This is a genomic window from Gluconobacter roseus (genome assembly GCF_046058915.1).
Classification (GTDB): Bacteria; Pseudomonadota; Alphaproteobacteria; order Acetobacterales; family Acetobacteraceae; genus Gluconobacter; species Gluconobacter roseus_A.
This window is the reverse complement of record NZ_CP175538.1, coordinates 1,839,632-1,856,302: the sequence shown is the minus strand read 5'-3', so window position 1 is coordinate 1,856,302 and position 16,671 is coordinate 1,839,632. Positions and strand designations below refer to the sequence as shown.

The window sequence follows — 16,671 nt, the reverse complement described above, 5'->3', positions numbered from 1 at the left end:
CGCCTCATGACCCTCTCCCGTCGCCTCGCCCTGCTCGCCGCCCTGTTTCCTGTGACGGCGCTTGCCGCACCCGTCCAGCTTTTCGACCATATTTCCATCTCTCCGGATGGAAGCCGGTTGCTTTCGCTGGAAGAGCCGGCCGGGGAGTCCGGACAGACCGTCATTTCACGGCCGGTGCTTTATGCCATCCCGTCCGGCGCCCGCAGTACCCTGCCTCTGTGTCATGGCTGTGAAGCAAGCTCGTTTGCCTGGCGCCGGGACGGGCAGGCCCTGGCCTATGTCCTGAAAGATCCTTCAGTCAAAACCCTGTCGGTCTGGCAGGCGGACCGGGAGGGTCACCATGCGGTACAGGTTCTGACCTTCACGGGAACGCTTCAGTCCCTGTCCTACGGCCCCAAAGGACAGCTCGGCGTTCTGGCGATCGAAAACGCACACCGTCAGCCCGGCGCGATGGAAGCAGGCGCGCCTCCGTCCGGAGAAATCAATGCGCAGATCGACGAACAGCGGATCGCCACGATCGAGAACGGTCGCCTGAACTGGCAGTCACCGGCGGATTTGTATGTCTATGAATATGACTGGCGGCCGGACGGACAGGGCTTTGTCGCCACGGCAGCCCCGGGCAATGGGGATGATCACTGGTGGATCGCAAAGCTCCATGCCATTGAAAACGGCCACGACACCGTCCTTTACACGCCGCCCCAGCAACAGCAGCTCAACCTGCCACGTGTCTCCCCCGATGGAACAAAAGTCTCGTTCATCGGCGGTCTGATGAGTGATTACGGGGCGATTGGCGGCGATGCCTACACTCTGGATCTGACAAAGCCCGGCGCCCAGCCTGTCAATCTGACACCGGGCCTGAAAGCGACTGTCACCGACCTGTCCTGGGACTGCGGGCCAGGCCTTATCGCCACGGGCCTCAAGGGGGATCGCAGCATCATCTGGTCCTTGCAGGGTGGACTGAGACCGCTATGGGAAGAGGCCATGATGCTGTCCAATGGCCGCTCCGAACCCAGCCTTTCCTGTGCCGGGCAGCACACGGCCATTATCCGGCAGAGCTTCGAGAAGGCCCCGGAAATCGCCGCCGGTCCCATCGGGCAGTGGAAGCCTGTCAATCGCGACAATGCTGCCCTGCCACCCCGTCTCAAGGCACGCAGCCTGACATGGAAAAGCGATGGCTATTCCGTGCAGGGCTGGCTTCTGGAACCCCTGAAGCGCAAGCCGGGCGTGGAGCAGAACGGCAAGGTTCCGATGATCGTCTACGTCCACGGTGGCCCGTCCAGCGCTTCAAACCCGCGCTATTTCCGCGACAACAGCAAGCTGGCAATGGCGCTTCTGAATGCGGGGTATGACGTCTTCATGCCCAATCCACGGGGCAGCTATGGACAGGGCGAGGCCTTCACCGCAGCAAACCGCCGGGACTTCGGACATGGAGATCTGCGGGACATCCTGCGCGGCGTCGATATGGCCGAAAAGGTCGCGCCCGTTGATGACCACCGCCTTGGCCTGACCGGCTTTTCCTATGGCGGCTACATGACAATGTGGAGTGTCACCCAGACAGACCGCTTCCGGGCTGCCGCGGCAGGCGCCGGCATTGCGAACTGGCTGTCCTATTATGGCGAAAATAACATCGACAGCTGGATGCTGCCGTTTTTCGGGAAGTCCGTTTACGACGATCCTGACATTTACGCGCACTCCTCGCCCATTCTCTATATCCGGCAGGCCCATACGCCGACCTTCATTTACGTCGGGTCAGCAGATGAAGAATGTCCGATGCCGCAGAGCCAGGAATTCTTCCACGCGCTTCAGACACTTCATATTCCGAGTTCACTCGTCATTTATCCCGGACAGGGACATGGCATGAGCAGCCCACAGGCCTGGGACGATGCGGTCCAGCGCACCATTCACTGGTTTGACCGTTATCTGGTGAAATAACGACCAGAGATTCGACTTCCCTCTTTCTGACAGCTCAGAGAGAGGGAAGCGCCGTGCTCTGCTGATGGCTCCGGTTATCCGCGGACAGAGGCATGATACCGGGAATGACTTCTACTTGGGTCCGGTCCATCACACGCCCTGTCAGGACCATGTGACTACTGGCGTTATAGACATGCACGGTATCGCCTTTCCCCCCGGCTTCCAGGACCGTTCCTGAAACCGTCAGATGCAGGCTCGGGCCGGAAAAGGTTGCGACAACCGGTGATCCGCGATGAACAAGCTGCGGATGTGCGAGTTGGGAGACACTGAGAACCTGTCCTGCCGCGAGGACGCCCCGTGCTTCCAGACCGACCGCTTCATCAGGCGTCTGCAGGGCGTCATCCGGGATGAGGCCGATGCGCACAAATGTCATGGTGACATCTTCGGGCAGAATGGGCTGCCCCACATGCATGGCATGACGCAGGGTCACGGCCCGGACTTCCATGGTCGCCGTTCCGCTGACGTTGAACGCCGTCCCCTGTCCACCGCTGGCAGAAGGAACCTCAAGGCGTGCGGTGAAATGTTCGCTGCCATGCGGGGGACGATCGATATGCAGGATCGTCGGGGCGCCCTGATCCGCAACCGGGACAGCTACGGGCTTGAACCCTGTCAAAGCCACCTCAACCCGTGCTTCGGAAGGCAGCTCCAGCCCCTGTCGCACGACAGGAATGACATCATCCACTGTAATCATGCGCGCCGCATGCGTGACGGTTGCGGATACCAGTGGCGAGGCGTCGGGCCAGTCAATGCCGAACTGGGCCGCAATGGCAGTCAACTGCGGACCACCCACAACATAGCTGGCGCCCAGTGCCGGGGCATCGCCAATCTCGGTATCCTGTCCCTTGCCCAGATCTGCAAACAGATCGGACAGACGCACGCGCGGATGATCGACATTGACGTTTGTCCGCAGGGTTGCGGCAGAGGCGGACAACAGCGCTGTGCATCCTGCCAGCAGCAGGATGCCACCTTTCAGCAGGATACGGCTCATGCTTAGCCGCCACCCAGATTGGTTACGGTTTTCATCATGTCGTCCGACGCGGTGATAACTTTACTGTTCATCTCATAGGCACGCTGGGCCGTGATGAGATCGGTGATTTCCGTCACAACGTTGACGTTCGAGTTTTCGACGTAACCCTGCATGATGCTGCCGTAGCCGACGGCTTCAGGGTTGCCCATCATGGCGTCACCAGATGCCGTCGTCTGGGTGAACAGGTTCTGTCCCATCGCGGCCAGACCGTTTTCGTTGGTGAAAATGCCAAGCTGAAGCTGCCCGACAAGTGTCGTATTGTTCTGTCCGGCAATCTGGACGCTCACCTGACCGGACTGATCGACGGAGATGCTCTGGGCGTTGTTGGGGATCGTAATGGTCGGGCTGATGAGATAGCCGTCCGCCGTCACGAGCGAACCGTTATTGTCCATCGAGAGCGTACCGTCACGCGTATAGGCGAGCTGACCTGACGGAAGCTGGACCTGAAAATAACCACGTCCCTGAACGGCGAGATCCAGCGAGTTGCTGGTCTGCTCAAGACTACCCTGATCGTTGATGCGGTAAATCGCGGCGGTCTTCACACCCAGACCGACCTGTGCACCGGCCGGGATGGTCGTACCCGTATCGGACGAACTGGCGCCGACGCGCCGGATGTTCTGGTAGATCAGGTCCTGGAACTCGGCACGGGAGCGCTTGTAGCCCGTAGTGCTCATGTTCGCGATATTGTTGGAAATGGTTTCGACGTTGGTCTGCTGGGCCTGCATGCCCGTTCCGGCGATGTCGAGTGCGCGCATGGAGCGTTATCCTTGTCCCGTAAGGGTCGGTAAATCAGGCCGAGACCTGAACGATCTTGTCGATGGCGTTTTTCTGTCGCGTTGCTTCGGCGTCCACGAACTGCGCCATGAAGTCGAAGTTCCGCTGGATTTCCATCATCTGCGTGACTTCGGTCATCATCTGGACGTTGCTGCCTTCCACCATGCCCTGCACGATATTGGGCCGCTCGACAGCCGTGGTCGGCTGGTCGGAGCGCAGCAGCCTGCTGCCCTCTGCCTGGAGTTTGTTGTCATCCTGTGCGGTTACGATCCCGATCTGGCCCTGTTCGCCGGTTTCGGTCGAAATCACACCATCGGCGGAAATGGTAATGCGGTGGTCGGTCTGGGGCAGCTCGATTGGCTGGCCGTCGCGATCCAGCAGCGGATTTCCACTTTCATCGACAATGGCGCCGTCCTGCTGTTCCTCGAAACGGCCAGCCCGTGTCAGACGGACGCCATTGGCGGTACGGACCTGAAAATAGCCCTCGCCACCCAGTGCGAGATCAAGGGGATTGCCGGTCGACTGCATGTCGCCCTGCTGGAAGTCCCGGTATGTCGCGCGGTCCTGCGTGTAGGATTCCGTATCCGCACCTTCGGCCTGCTTTGAGCCGTGCTGGTGGGACAGGAAGTCGCTGAAGAGGACATTTTCGCGTTTGTAGCCCACGGTCGAGGCGTTCGACATGTTGGCGGCGACCACGGACATGGCGCGCTGCTGGGCATCCATGCGCGAAAGCGCAATATAGGTACTGTTCTCCATGGGCTTTACAGGCTCCGGTCAATCCCGATTTCGGAGCACAGCCTAGCCGCAGAAAGCTTTCCCAATCGTTAAACGAACAGGGTTATCCCGACTCGCCGTGACGATATGGTGAAAGAGTTTCCAGTTCCGCCGCTTCCACCTGCATGGCGGTCCTTTCCTCTTCCACAAAGGCAGCCACGGCCTGTCGCAGGCCGGGATCAACGATGGCGTGCGCGGAATGGGTGAAGGTCGGAAGATAACCGCGCTGGATTTTGTGCTCGCCCTGCGCCCCGGCTTCGACGCGGGACAGCCCGTGTTCGATGGCGAAGTCGATTGCACGGTAATAGCACAGCTCGAAATGCAGAAAGGGCCAGTCCCCCTCGCAGCCCCAGTTGCGGCCGAACAGCGCGTCCGTCCCCATGAGGTTCAGGGCACCGGCAACCGCTTTTCCTTCATGATGAGCCATCATCAGGACCACACGGTCTCCGAGACGTTCGGACAGCATGGGAAAGAAGCGCTCGGTCAGATAGGCGCTGCCCCATTTCCGGTCGATCGTAGACTGATAGAAGCGGTAGAACGCTTTCCAGTCTTCCGGGGTGATCTGGTCTCCGCGCAATATACTGAAGGTCAGACCACAGGATTGCGCGGCGCTGCGTTCCTTGCGGATGGATTTGCGCTTGCGGGAGGCTAAAGCACCCAGAAAATCATCGAACGTGGCGTAACCGTTGTTCTGCCAGTGATACTGAATGCCCGTGCGCGGCAGATAACCTGCTTCGGTAAAGGCCTCCATCGAAGCCGCATCGCAGAAATTAGCGTGCAGGGAGGACAGGCCGAGTTGCGCCGTGGCCTGAATGAGCGCGGAGGCCAGAGCCTGCGCCACGCCTTTCGGATCGGGCAGATCGGGCCGCAGCAGCAGCCTTGGGCCGGGAACCGGCGAGAACGGGACGGCGCAGACGAATTTCGGATAATAGCGGCCACCCGCGGCTTCATAAGCGCGGGCCCAGCTCTGGTCGAAGACATACTCGCCCCAGGAATGGGATTTTCCATAAAGCGGGGCGAGAGCCGCAATCGTCCCATCAGGGGCGCGCAGCACAGCATGACGCACAAGCCAGCCGGTGCGGTCCGCGACGGAACCGCTGTCTTCAAGGGCGGACAGGAAGCCGAAAGAGACGAACGGATTATCCGCACCCACGCAGGCATCCCAGGCCTCGGCCCCGATCTCGTGGATCGAGGCGTGGAGGCTCAGGCTCCAGTCGGGGGCCGGGGCGGTGTCCGGTTCTCCCATTCGGTCTCTCCCATCCGGGGTGATCAGGCGATTTCGAACAGCGCCTCGACTTCGACCGGCGCGTTCACGGGCAGGCTCGGCACGCCGATCGTGGAGCGGGCGTGACGGCCGGCATCACCGAAAACCTCGACGGCCAGATCGGACGCGCCGTTCATGACGGTGGCCTGATCGGTGAACTCGGGCGTGCAGGCAATGAAGCCGCCCAGACGGACAACGCGCGTAATGCGGGAAAGATCACCGTCCAATGCAGCCTTCGCCTGGGCCAGCACATTGATCAGGCAGGCGCGGGCACAGGCCACACCGGCATGAACCGAAACCTCGTCTCCAAGCTTGCCGGTGATCAGCAGCTTGCCATCCACCAGCGGAAGCTGGCCGGAGACGATAAGCTGGTTTCCGGTGCGGACGGTCGTGACGTAATTTGCAACCGGAGCGGCTGCGACCGGCAGCGTAATCTCAAGGTCGGCGAGGCGGGAGTCGGGGGTTGCGGTCATGGCAGGTCTCCGGTTGGGGCGCCCGAAGCGGGCATCTGATGGGGCCGCATGTTGAAACGAGAACGCCGTGATGCCAAGAGGCAAGCCGCATCAGCACATCAGGTCGGCAGGCTGTCGTCTCCCGCCAAACTCCGGCGGCTGCGTTCGAGTTCCTCGGCATAGCGGCGCAGGGCGTGCTGTTCGGTCAGGGTTCCGATCACCTGCCGCGACTGCCGGTCCTCGACGACCACCAGCGCGTCGGCTTCGGCCTTTTCAAACAGTTCGATGGCCTCGCGGATGTTCATGTGCGGCGTGAGCATGGCGTTGCGAAACAGCGCCAGCGTTGCGATCGGTGTCTGCGACGCCGGGACGGCATGCAGGTCCGCCAGATGGACGATGCCATCATAATGTCCATCACCATCAAGCAGGACGATCCGCTGGGCCGAGCCGAGCGGGAACAGGGCCTGCGCGCGGTTTACAGGCGTTTCTGCCGGAAGGGTGCGGACCTGCCCGCGCATCATCCGGCGGACATTGAGCGAGCGCATCCAGCCGATATCGACGGCGGAGCGGATCGATTCACCCCGCAGATGGAAGCGCCATGTCGCAAAGCTGTAACCGAACAGGCGACGCACGGTCAGGAGCGACAGCACCGCAGCCACCAGTGTGGCACCACTCATGGAGACGCTGCCGGTCAGTTCCAGCATCAGGCAGATCATGGTCATGGGGCTGCCGATCACGGCGACGGCCATCGCACTCATGCCGACCAGCGCACAGGCTGTGACGGAATCCGGCGCAACGCCCAGCGGTTCCAGAAGCGTGCCGTAGATCGTGCCCGCCAGCGATCCAAGATAGAGCGATGCGAAAAACAGCCCCCCGCGAAACCCGGATCCGATACACAGGCAGGACGCCAGAGCCTTCAGGAGCAGCAGGATAACGGCCATCTGCGCGGTGACGTTTCCGGCGAAAACAGCACGCATGGCTTCGTGTCCCGCAGACAGAACGGACGGATGCAGCGTCGCCAGCCCGCCCACGATCAGACCGCCAACCGCAGGCCGCAGCCAGACCGGGCCGGGCATCCGGCGGAACAGCGCCTCAGTCTGGGTGACGCAAAACATCAGACCAATTGCCGTCAGAGCCGTCAGCACGCTGATGATGATCGCCCCGGCCGTTCCTTCCCAGGACAGGGTGCCCGGCGATGGAATAACGATGCCCGGCGGCACACTCCCCAGCGAGCGCGTCACGCCGACCCCCGCCAGCGCAGCGACCGCCACAGGGGACAGGCTTCCCAAAGAATAAGAGCCGATCACCAGCTCGAACGCATAGAACGCGCCGGCCACCGGCGCATCGAACGCCGCTCCGATCGCAGCGCCGGCCCCGGCTCCTACCAGCACGCGCAGATCCTCGCGCCGCACCCGGAAAGATCGCCCGATCCGCGAACCGAAAGCCGCGGCAATCTGGGTAAAGCCAGCTTCAAGCCCGATGGAACCGCCTACCCCGTTGGACAGAACCGTCTGGCAGACAATCACCAGACTATCCCGTACCGACATGCGCCCGCCATGCAGCGCATTGGCCTCGATGGGGTCCACGGGACTGCGGGGCATGATTTTCGCGATCATGACGCCGAACAGCCCGATCGCCAGCCCACCGCCGGTCAGCACGGTCACTGTTCGCAGCGGCGGAAGGGTGGTCAGGCCGGACAGATGCCCTCCGGACATACCTGAGACGCCAAAAAGCAGCCGGTGCATGAAGAAGGTCAGATGGGTGACCACAAAAACGCACAGGCCTGACAGGATCCCGACGAATCCCGCCAGAACGCTCAGCCAGATCTCGTTTCCACGCACCAGGGTTCGCAAATTCGACGGCGCATGGGGGAACAGACGCGCCTGAAAGCGGTTCATCCGCTGGCGCAGGACGCGGGACCTGTCCTGAAAACGGCCGGAAGAGCCGTCAGGAGATGCGGGCGAAGGGGCGGGACTGGTGGACAAGCGGGCTCCCGGGCGGCAGGTGTGATCCTGTTTGACGGCAAGCGCGTCGGCGATCAACAGCTGTCATGGAAGGATCATTGATGAAACTGCATGTCATCGAACGCGGCGAAGGCCCGGAGACGGTCGTCTTCCTGCACGGGCTGTTCGGACGGGCCCGGAACCTCGGCTTCCTCCAGCGCGGCGCGGCTGCCGATTTCCGGACCCTTGCGCTGGATCTGCGCAACCATGGCAACAGTCCGCACGGCCCCGTCAGCTATGCGCTCATGGCGCAGGACGTGCTGGAAACCTTGGACGATCTGGGAGTCGAGCGCTTTGCCGTCGTGGGGCATTCCATGGGCGGAAAGGTCGGAATGATGCTGGCCCTTGCCGCCCCCGAGCGCGTCACGAAGCTGCTCGTCGCGGATATTGCACCGGCCCGGACGGGGCATGGACATGGCGAGATGATCGCCCGGCTGGGTGCCCTGACATTTCCGTCAGTTCTGGAGCGGCGGGACGGGCTGGATCTTCTGGAGCCGGTCGTCGGCAACAGGGCCGTCGCGGAACTCCTGCTGCAGAACATCCGGCTGGGCACGTCTCCGGGATGGAGCATCGGATTCGATGATCTTGCCCGTGACATCCACGCGATCGAAAACTGGCCGAATCTGCAGATTGCACCCTACGAAAGGCCTGTTCTTTTCCTTCGTGGCGGCGAGTCGCCCTATGTCAGGCCAGAACATCACGATCAGATTCGCACGCTCTTCCCCCATGCGCTGATCCGGACCCTGCCGGGTGCCGGGCACTGGCTTCATGCCGAACAGCCCCGTCCGTTCCTCCGCGAAATGATGGAATTCCTGCGCGCTCCGGCCTGATGCAGAACATTACAAGATCAAATCGGTTTGAAAGCTGGCTGTTTTGCGCGAATCATATCATTACGATGAAACAACGTATTGAAACTCTAATATATTAATTTTTTGGTAATTTAATAAAACTCAATTAAAATTAAAGTAAAAGTTTTACTTTTCTGAAAAATTAACGACTACAACATCAATGCCTGAACGGCACATGCAATAAACTTCATCAGGATTACGCGGATGTACGCTCTACTGTTCTCCGAGGCTTTGGTAAATCGCTCTGAAATGCGTGTCTTTACACGCGAGAAGATCTATTCTTCCGCGCTGGCCCGGGGCGCAGCTCATGGCGATAAAGAGACTATTCGGGCGATGATGATCGGATGGTGGCCTTTTATTCAGGCTTTTGAGCGCGCTATTGACGTGCGCGTCGGTCATCTTCCCATCAAGCCGCTTGTCCAGCGCTTTGGACAGACGCGTATTAAGGCCTTCTTTTCGGAAGCCCGCGAAGCCGTCCGCGAGATGAAGGAAGAGGAAGGCTCACATGCCATCCTGTGGGCAGATGGGGCAAAGGAATTCGGCCTCGACCTGTTCGGCACCCATTACGACACGCTTCCGAGCGTCCAGAAGCTGATTGCCAATGCCGACAGCGAAGATCCCGTGATCTTCTTCTCCTGGCTGGCCGCCGTGGAATACATCGCCGAAGAACTGGCCGCCTATCTGTGCCATGCGCCGAAGTTCACCAGCCTTTTTGCCAAGAAGAAGTGGACCTGGGGTCTGGCCCATGACGAGCATGAGCATGACGGTCCGTCCCATCTGGAAATCGACGAGGATCTGGCCCGCGCCTATTATCCGTCCAACGATCCGGACATCACGCGTGCGGCCCTGACGGCCAACATGCACGAATGCATTGAAATGTTTGAAAAAGCGAGCTTTGAGATTTACGCCACCGTGCCTGAAATGGCACATTAACGAAACCTTAGGCTCTTATCGGCTATCTCCGTGCCCGGTGTGCCATAACCGACGCGCGGAGATGTTGCCCGCAACAGATTCGTCCGCCGCAAAGAAAAACTTCATAAATCCCTGTCATCGTGGCACCCTCCTCCTCTATTGGGAAGGTTCATGATGCCTCTGCCTGTCTCACTGGACCCTGTTTTCGCCCCCCGGTCATGCGCGGCATAATGACTGCCATGCTGAACCTGCTGAAACGGATACGGCTAACCCGGCTTTTTCCCTTCCGGGCGGATATTCCGCCGGGTGCGGAAGAAGGAGTCCGCCTTTCGCGCTGCAGGGTGCTGCGTGGCCTGAACTTCTTCCATTTCGTTCCCCAGATCAGCTGCGGCCCCGTCGCCGGCCTCTGCCTGATGCGGAGTTATCCGACCTACGGCATGATCCTGTGCGGATCCGTCCTGTTTCTGCTGCTGGTCTACAACATCTGCTTCTATGCAATCCCGACCGACAAGCTCGTCGATACTCGACAGTCCTGGATCCTGAAGGGCCTCAATATCGCATTTGGCCTGTGCTGGATAACGTTGCCCCCCATCGTGTTTCCATATGGAGATGCCAATGACAGGGTGCTTGTTGCAGGGATCATGGTTGGGCTGACGGCAACGACCATCACCCTTATGCCCCTGACAGGACTGGGGGAAATCATTGCCTTCATGCTGATTTTTTCCTGTTGCGACGCCCTGTTCCAGTCATGGCAGATCGACCATGAATCATTCTATTTCTACATCGCCATCGAACTGACGGTTTATCTGTTCTTCGTCCTGTCCCTGACGATGGCGGTGCGCACACTGTTTACGGCGTTTCTCATCAGCAGGTCCTCGCTGGAACAGCGCAACAGCATCGTGCAGCTGCTGCTCCGGAATGCGGATGACGATACCGGCGACTGGCTCTGGGAGACCGGGGCATCGGGAACGCTGAACAATGTTTCGGCCAGTCTGGCCTCCGCCTTCGGCAACAGCCGGGAGTGGCTTGAAAACCGGGTTTTCTTTGACATCCTGTCCGATCTGGCCGGTCCGTCTGCATTCGATGGAGACGAGCGGACCGGGCTTGGCCGTCTGCGGCAATGTCTCGATAACCGGATCTTCTTCCGGGACATCGTGGTCTCCGGGACGCTGCATGGACAGCAGCGTTTCTGGTCCCTGAGCGGGCGCCCGGTCTTTCAGGACCGGACCTTTGTCGGATACCGGGGTGTCGGAACGGATGTAACCCAGACGCACTGGGCGCAGGAAAGCGCGTCTTTCAGGGCACGGCACGATCTTCTGACCGGACTGCCGAACCGTGGCGCCTTTCTTGATGACATGGAGACCTACCTTATCGAGGCCGAGCGTACGGGTGAGGCCTTCGCGCTGCTCAATCTCGATCTGGACGGCTTCAAGCAGATCAACGACCGGTATGGCCATTCCGCCGGAGACGAGATGCTGCGGAAAGTCACGGTCGTTCTGAGCCGCACACTGAGTGAACGCCACAGGCTCTACCGGTTCGGTGGTGACGAATTCATGCTGCTTGAGCGCCAGACTACACCGGCCCAGGCGGCCACCACGGCTACAGGGCTGATCAATGCGCTGACGAACGTGCCCATCCGGATTGGCGAAGGCGTGCGGTGTGCGGTCGGACTCAGTGTGGGGATCGTGCTATCCATCGGCGGCTCGGAGCGTGTCGGAAGCCTGCTGGAGGCCAGCGATCTGGCTCTTTACGAGGCCAAGAGCCTCGGTGGCCATACGCACCGTTTCTACAATCCGGAACTGCGCACCGTAGCCAAGCGGAACCGCGACCTGATCCGCGCGCTCCCCGATGCCCTTGAAAAGGGAGACCTGGGAATTGTCTATCAGCCCTTCTTCAACACCCAGAGCCAGAAGCTCTGCGGCTTCGAAGCGCTGATCCGCTGGTCGCATCCCGAATATGGCCGCGTGCCGCCTGAACGGATCATCCAGCTGGCCGAAGAAGCCGGACTGACCCACCGGCTGGGCGTTTATGTCATGGAGCGGGCCTGCCTGTTTGCGCGTGAATGGGAACCGGGGCTGGTTCTTTCGATCAATGTTTCGGTCGGCCAGCTTGAAGCCCCCGCCTTCCTCAAAGACACGTTCCGGATTCTGGAAAAGACCGGCTTCCCGGCCCGCTGCCTTCAGATCGAGATGACCGAAAACATCTTCATGGAGCCGGATGCTGCGACATTCACGCTGCTGAGCCGTCTGCAGAGTGCGGGGATTTCCATTGCACTCGACGATTTCGGCAAAGGCTTCTCGTCGCTTGGGTATCTGCGGTTCTTCTCGTTCTCCAAGATCAAGCTGGACGGCCTTTTCGTTCGCGACATGCTCCGGGAATCCCGGGCCGCCTCGATCGTCCGGGCCGTGGTCGATCTGTCCATTGATCTGGGCGTGGCCGTCACGGCGGAGGGTGTGGAAAGCCAGGAACAGCTCTCCTATCTCAAGCGTCTCGGCTGTACGGAAGTGCAGGGATATCTGTTGTCCCGCCCTCTGTCTCCCGAAGACACCCGCCAGTTTATGGCCAGGCCGCCGGTCCTGCTGGAAGAATCATCCTGAGACCGGACCCACGCATCAGGCGGTCAGCGGATTGGGAGCCGTTTTCTTCCCTTCCTCTGCCACCCGCCAGCAATACCAGGCCAGCGTTGAACGGTAGGGCGAAAAACGGACTGTCTCTTCTTTCAGAGCCTTTGGTTTGGGCGGAAGTTCCAGCCCTTTGATCCTGCGCCAGCCTTCCCGAACACCAAAATCATCGACCGGCATGACATCGGGGCGGTTGAGCGTGAACATCAGCAGCATTTCCACAGTCCAGCGCCCGATGCCCCGCAATGTGACGAGCCGCGCGATCAGGTCCTCATCCGTCATACCTGCGGCCTCGGACCGGCTAGGCACCACATCATCCAGACGGGCCTGCGCCACACCGCGCATGGCCAGAAGCTTGCTGCCCGAAAGACCGCAGGCACGCAGGCTTTCCTCGGTCAGGCTCAGGAGCCGTGCGGGAGACGGTGGCGGCCCGTCCATGTTTTCCTGCTCGCCGAGAAGGCACAGACGGCCGAAGATTTTCCGGGCTGCCGCGCCGTGAAGCTGCTGCCCGGCGATGGCCCGCAAAAGGGCATCGTAAGGTTCCTGCCCGTTATCACCACGTAGCGTGCAGGGACCGATACGGGCGATGACGGCTGCAAGATCGGGATCTGCGCCGAGGAGTGTTGCAGAATCAACCATCAGGAACATGCCTTTCCGGAAGTTAAGGTTTGCGTGACTCTTTGTGTCTTTCGTGGGTCGCTCATTACTGCCATGATACGCCAAGACAGACGCCCACCCCCAGCCCCGGATAACCAGCCTGCCGGATGACAACCCCGACCGCCCTGGTGCAAAAGGTCTGGCGATGATGCGACGCCACCTTCTCTTCGCCGACCGGCCGTTCCCTGCCCGGTCCTTTCCAGACGGACTGTCCCGCATATGAGCGGAACGACCGCTGTCACGTCAGGAAAGCCGCAGAAACGCGAGCCCCAGCTCTTCGCCCCCTCGGCGCGGATCGTTCCTGCACGTCCACAGCATGCGCCCGCTGGCACCCGCGAACGCCTGAGAGATTACGTCCCGCCAGCGGTTCCGGTGCGCCCTGTTCTGACGCCGATGATGCGTCCGCAGACCATCGTCGAGAACGGCCCTACGGTTCCGTTCATTTTCTCGGCTGGCCTGCACGCGGCTATTCTGGCCTTCCTCCTGATGCAGCATCACGGCATGCATGGCTCACCGGCCGGGCAGGAACAGCCTCAGGTCGAAATGGTTTTCGACGCGCCGCCATCAAAAAGCAGCATGCGCGGTCCCCGGGCACGCGAGGAAGGAGGCGCTCCGCCACCACCATCTGCGCAAAGTCCGCAGGAGACACAGGAAAACCAGCAGCAGCCGGAAAAGGAACAGTCCACGCCGACGCCGGCCGTCCCGACGCCGGAAACGCCGTCTGCGCCTGACGTTCCGGAAGAACCCTCTGCCGAACTGCCCAAAACGGCCCCGACGCCAGCCCCCGTGACGCCGGGTGCGGCCCCCAGCCAGCGCAGCCACCAGACGTCGCCTCATGCCCACCATGCGCAGCGCTCCGTCCGCTCCGACCGAAACAATCCGTTCGCGCATCCGATGGACCTGTCGTTCGGTGAGCAGCCCTCGCCCTATCGTCGCCATCGCGGCCGCGCGTCCGGTTCCGGTGGTCCGATCGACATGTCCCTGGGGCCGCTCAGCCTGAACGGCGCCATCAATGCGCCGTACCAGACACGCACCAGCGTCAAGGGCGTCAGCGAGGATTACGGCGGGGAGATCGACCGCTGGATCCGGGCGCATATGTACTATCCGGAAGAGGCCGCCCGCGCTGGCGAGGATGGTCCGTCCTCGGTCCATGTGGTGCTGGATCGTTCGGGCCGTGTGAAGTCGGTCCGGCTGATGAGCCAGTCCGGGTCCTATTCGCTGGACGCCGCGACGACCGGCATGTTCCAGGGCGCCCATCTGCCACCGGTTCCGCCGGACATGAAGGGTGACCATTTCGATATTGACGTGACGATCAACTACATCCTGATCCGGCGGTAAAAACGGGAGCGGCTTCGACATCGGAGCCGCAATCCCATACAGTCCGCCGGGTCATTGTCCTGTTACCGGAACGCCGATGCGCCGCCTCTGTTCGACCCTGCTGCCTCTTTGCTTTCCCCTGGTCCTGGGGGATGTTTCAGTCTCTCGCGGCCCTTCGCCGATCCGGGGCAGCAGGCCAGATATCTGACGGCGGCCAATCTTCCCCCGGCCCGTCTCGCCGTTCCGACACCAACGGATTCCCTGCTGTCAGACGATGCCGCCGCACTCTGGGCGCATGACATGGCGCAGGCCATGGTCGGGCAGTCCGTTCCCGCCATCGCCCAGCCCCGCAAGAAAGGAGACTGGTGGCTGAAGATGAGTGCCGCTACCCATGGCGGTGCGGTTGTTCCCCATTACGTCATCATGACGCCGGAAGGGAAAGTCCGGGCGGAAACGGATGGCCCTGCCGTGGACATGGCAGGCTGGAGCGCGGGTGATAAAACTGCTCTTCAGGGGGCTGCCGTTCAGGAGGCACCACAACTGGCAGGGCTTCTCACGGGGATTCAGGCCAACATGATGCAGCAGGACCCGCACAGCCTCATGAACCGGCCTGCGAAGATCTGCTTCAAGGGCGTTACCGGAGCGCCCGGTGACGGGAATGTCGCGCTTGCCCGCGCCTTTTACGCAGCACTTCCCGACAAGACCAATACGGTGACAACCACTGAAAAAGGCGCGGATTTCATCGTTCGCGGAACAGTCGATCTCAAGTCTGGCGCAAGGGGTAACACCGGCCATCCGGTCGATCATATCGAGATCATCTGGCACGTTCTGACCCCCGATGGAAAGGAAGCGGGGGCGGCCACCCAGCTGCACGACATCGCACCCCATTCTCTGGACGGGGCATGGGGTGATACCGCCGACATGGCCGCTGACGAGGCCGCCCAGGGTGTGCGGACCATCGTCACCAATTTTTCAGGCCGAGAGCACACGCCCCTCCCGGATGGCAAAACTGCTCCAAAGAAGGCGGCATAACCACAGACAGACTATTAAGGGTGCGATAGTATAACTATTCGTATTTTTTCCTGCTTTTGTTTGTTACAGGACTTCGACTTTTCCGTCTGGAGTTCCTGATGCGTCTTTCGTTCCGTTTGCTATTCTGTAGTACGACACTTTGCGCAGGGTTCGCTCCAGTCGTTTCTGCTTTCGCGGATCCAGTACCCGTTATCGCCGTAAACCGTGAAATCGGCCTTTCGATGACGGGGACCTTCCGGAACAGCACGAGCAGCCTCAGTCTCAGCCAGGCCGAGACTGGCAGTTACGGCCAACATACCTACACTGAGAGGTTCGCAAGTTCTGGTCGCTACCGCACCGTCGGCTGGACACCAGGTTTTCAGGCTGACGCCTCGGTCATGTTCAATGCCTTCGAGATCGATAACCTTTACGGTGCGCTGCATTTTTCGCTTGAGGACGGACAGCGGAACTACAAGTCACCCGCTCTTGTTTCCAATATTGCAGCAATTCCTTTCCCCATTGTCCCTGTTTCTTCCCCCGCCATTCATACGCCTTCCAGATATTCACCAAGCGAAAGCGCTAGTTCCAGCGGGACCGATAACCGTGGCGAAATCGGCAAGGGCTTCCTTCTGCTTTCCAACAGTTTTCTCCTGACGCCCTTCATCCAGGGCGGATATGTCACGAACAGTCGTGACGGAGATTTCGGATACGGGTCCGGCCGTTACTTCGCCGGCGCAGGGCTGAAGGCCGATTATGCCCTCACCTCCCGCCTTGTGCTTCGGGGCCGATTTGGATGGGCTGAAGTTCTCAGTTCCGGCCTCGCACCCCGTCCTCTCTGGGAAGGGGGACTTGGTGTGGATTACCGGATGACCCGGCGGCTTCACCTGACGGCAGGGGGCAACTATTCCTACTTTTCCTATGGCCATGACCGGTTTTCCCAATCCGGCAGAGAATTGGGATTTACCTATTCCTATTCGGGCGTTTCAAACGGCCTGTCCAACGAGGCGAAGCTGCATGCCGGGCTGGCCTGGCAGTTCTGA

General features: G+C 60.7%; 14 protein-coding genes. 7 read left to right on the top strand and 7 right to left on the bottom strand.

Annotated elements, in window-relative coordinates:
* Positions 1–6 precede the first annotated feature (6 nt).
* Entirely contained in the window at positions 7–1,932 is a 1,926-nt protein-coding gene (locus ACJ2A4_RS08665) for an alpha/beta fold hydrolase (RefSeq protein WP_408872519.1), read from the top strand.
* A 34-nt stretch (positions 1,933–1,966) separates the two neighbouring features.
* Here the strand turns inward: ACJ2A4_RS08665 and flgA are convergent, their stop codons facing one another.
* From flgA to ACJ2A4_RS08635, 6 genes are all read right to left on the bottom strand, one after another.
* A complete protein-coding gene (gene flgA / locus ACJ2A4_RS08660; protein WP_408872518.1) occupies positions 1,967–2,959 on the bottom strand; it encodes a flagellar basal body P-ring formation chaperone FlgA in 993 nt (330 codons plus the stop codon).
* A 2-nt stretch (positions 2,960–2,961) separates the two neighbouring features.
* Positions 2,962–3,753: a flagellar basal-body rod protein FlgG gene (gene flgG / locus ACJ2A4_RS08655; protein ID WP_062510908.1), complete on the bottom strand. Its 792-nt coding sequence runs from the start codon at positions 3,751–3,753 to the stop codon at positions 2,962–2,964.
* Positions 3,754–3,787: 34 nt separating this feature from the next.
* Positions 3,788–4,528 carry a flagellar basal-body rod protein FlgF gene (flgF, locus tag ACJ2A4_RS08650; protein WP_194259818.1) on the bottom strand — a complete coding sequence of 247 codons (741 nt, stop codon included), beginning with the start codon at positions 4,526–4,528 and terminating at the stop codon, positions 3,788–3,790.
* Positions 4,529–4,610: 82 nt separating this feature from the next.
* Positions 4,611–5,792: a GNAT family N-acetyltransferase gene (locus tag ACJ2A4_RS08645; RefSeq protein WP_408872517.1), complete on the bottom strand. Its 1,182-nt coding sequence runs from the start codon at positions 5,790–5,792 to the stop codon at positions 4,611–4,613.
* A 23-nt stretch (positions 5,793–5,815) separates the two neighbouring features.
* Positions 5,816–6,283: a RidA family protein gene (locus ACJ2A4_RS08640; RefSeq protein ID WP_011252523.1), complete on the bottom strand. Its 468-nt coding sequence runs from the start codon at positions 6,281–6,283 to the stop codon at positions 5,816–5,818.
* A 98-nt stretch (positions 6,284–6,381) separates the two neighbouring features.
* Positions 6,382–8,160: a chloride channel protein gene (locus ACJ2A4_RS08635; protein WP_408874139.1), complete on the bottom strand. Its 1,779-nt coding sequence runs from the start codon at positions 8,158–8,160 to the stop codon at positions 6,382–6,384.
* A gap of 167 nt (positions 8,161–8,327) precedes the next feature.
* On the opposite strand from ACJ2A4_RS08635, the gene ACJ2A4_RS08630 reads away from it, so the two are divergent.
* The 3 genes from ACJ2A4_RS08630 (at position 8,328) to ACJ2A4_RS08620 (ending at position 12,622) form a co-directional block, all read left to right on the top strand.
* Entirely contained in the window at positions 8,328–9,095 is a 768-nt protein-coding gene (locus ACJ2A4_RS08630; protein WP_408872516.1) for an alpha/beta fold hydrolase, read from the top strand.
* Between the two features lie 267 nt (positions 9,096–9,362).
* Positions 9,363–10,046, top strand: coding sequence for a hypothetical protein (locus ACJ2A4_RS08625; RefSeq protein ID WP_408872515.1), 684 nt, complete (start codon positions 9,363–9,365; stop codon positions 10,044–10,046).
* 209 nt (positions 10,047–10,255) lie between these two features.
* A complete protein-coding gene (locus ACJ2A4_RS08620; protein ID WP_408872514.1) occupies positions 10,256–12,622 on the top strand; it encodes a putative bifunctional diguanylate cyclase/phosphodiesterase in 2,367 nt (788 codons plus the stop codon).
* 15 nt (positions 12,623–12,637) lie between these two features.
* Here the strand turns inward: ACJ2A4_RS08620 and ACJ2A4_RS08615 are convergent, their stop codons facing one another.
* Positions 12,638–13,285, bottom strand: coding sequence for a DNA-3-methyladenine glycosylase family protein (locus tag ACJ2A4_RS08615; protein ID WP_408872513.1), 648 nt, complete (start codon positions 13,283–13,285; stop codon positions 12,638–12,640).
* A 237-nt stretch (positions 13,286–13,522) separates the two neighbouring features.
* Here ACJ2A4_RS08615 and ACJ2A4_RS08610 point away from each other — a divergent pair, with 237 nt between their 5' ends.
* The 3 genes from ACJ2A4_RS08610 to ACJ2A4_RS08600 all read left to right on the top strand — a co-directional run bounded on the left by ACJ2A4_RS08610 (position 13,523) and on the right by ACJ2A4_RS08600 (position 16,671).
* A complete protein-coding gene (locus ACJ2A4_RS08610) occupies positions 13,523–14,641 on the top strand; it encodes a TonB family protein (RefSeq protein ID WP_408872512.1) in 1,119 nt (372 codons plus the stop codon).
* A 108-nt stretch (positions 14,642–14,749) separates the two neighbouring features.
* Positions 14,750–15,652 (top strand): hypothetical protein, encoded by a 903-nt coding sequence (locus ACJ2A4_RS08605; protein ID WP_408872511.1) that lies wholly within the window; start codon positions 14,750–14,752, stop codon positions 15,650–15,652.
* 221 nt (positions 15,653–15,873) lie between these two features.
* Positions 15,874–16,671 carry a hypothetical protein gene (locus ACJ2A4_RS08600; protein WP_408872510.1) on the top strand — a complete coding sequence of 266 codons (798 nt, stop codon included), beginning with the start codon at positions 15,874–15,876 and terminating at the stop codon, positions 16,669–16,671.

Excerpts from the sequence above, each read along its gene's own strand:
- ACJ2A4_RS08640 (WP_011252523.1), bottom strand. The coding sequence starts at position 6,283 with ATGACCGCAACCCCCGACTCCCGCCTCGCCGACCTTGAGATTACGCTG.
- ACJ2A4_RS08645 (WP_408872517.1), bottom strand. The coding sequence starts at position 5,792 with ATGGGAGAACCGGACACCGCCCCGGCCCCCGACTGGAGCCTGAGCCTC.
- ACJ2A4_RS08620 (WP_408872514.1), top strand. The coding sequence starts at position 10,256 with ATGACTGCCATGCTGAACCTGCTGAAACGGATACGGCTAACCCGGCTT.
- ACJ2A4_RS08665 (WP_408872519.1), top strand. The coding sequence starts at position 7 with ATGACCCTCTCCCGTCGCCTCGCCCTGCTCGCCGCCCTGTTTCCTGTG.
- ACJ2A4_RS08625 (WP_408872515.1), top strand. The coding sequence starts at position 9,363 with ATGCGTGTCTTTACACGCGAGAAGATCTATTCTTCCGCGCTGGCCCGG.
- flgF (WP_194259818.1), bottom strand. The coding sequence starts at position 4,528 with ATGGAGAACAGTACCTATATTGCGCTTTCGCGCATGGATGCCCAGCAG.
- flgA (WP_408872518.1), bottom strand. The coding sequence starts at position 2,959 with ATGAGCCGTATCCTGCTGAAAGGTGGCATCCTGCTGCTGGCAGGATGC.
- flgG (WP_062510908.1), bottom strand. The coding sequence starts at position 3,753 with ATGCGCGCACTCGACATCGCCGGAACGGGCATGCAGGCCCAGCAGACC.
- ACJ2A4_RS08635 (WP_408874139.1), bottom strand. The coding sequence starts at position 8,160 with ATGAACCGCTTTCAGGCGCGTCTGTTCCCCCATGCGCCGTCGAATTTG.
- ACJ2A4_RS08615 (WP_408872513.1), bottom strand. The coding sequence starts at position 13,285 with ATGGTTGATTCTGCAACACTCCTCGGCGCAGATCCCGATCTTGCAGCC.
- ACJ2A4_RS08600 (WP_408872510.1), top strand. The coding sequence starts at position 15,874 with ATGACGGGGACCTTCCGGAACAGCACGAGCAGCCTCAGTCTCAGCCAG.
- ACJ2A4_RS08630 (WP_408872516.1), top strand. The coding sequence starts at position 8,328 with ATGAAACTGCATGTCATCGAACGCGGCGAAGGCCCGGAGACGGTCGTC.
- ACJ2A4_RS08610 (WP_408872512.1), top strand. The coding sequence starts at position 13,523 with ATGAGCGGAACGACCGCTGTCACGTCAGGAAAGCCGCAGAAACGCGAG.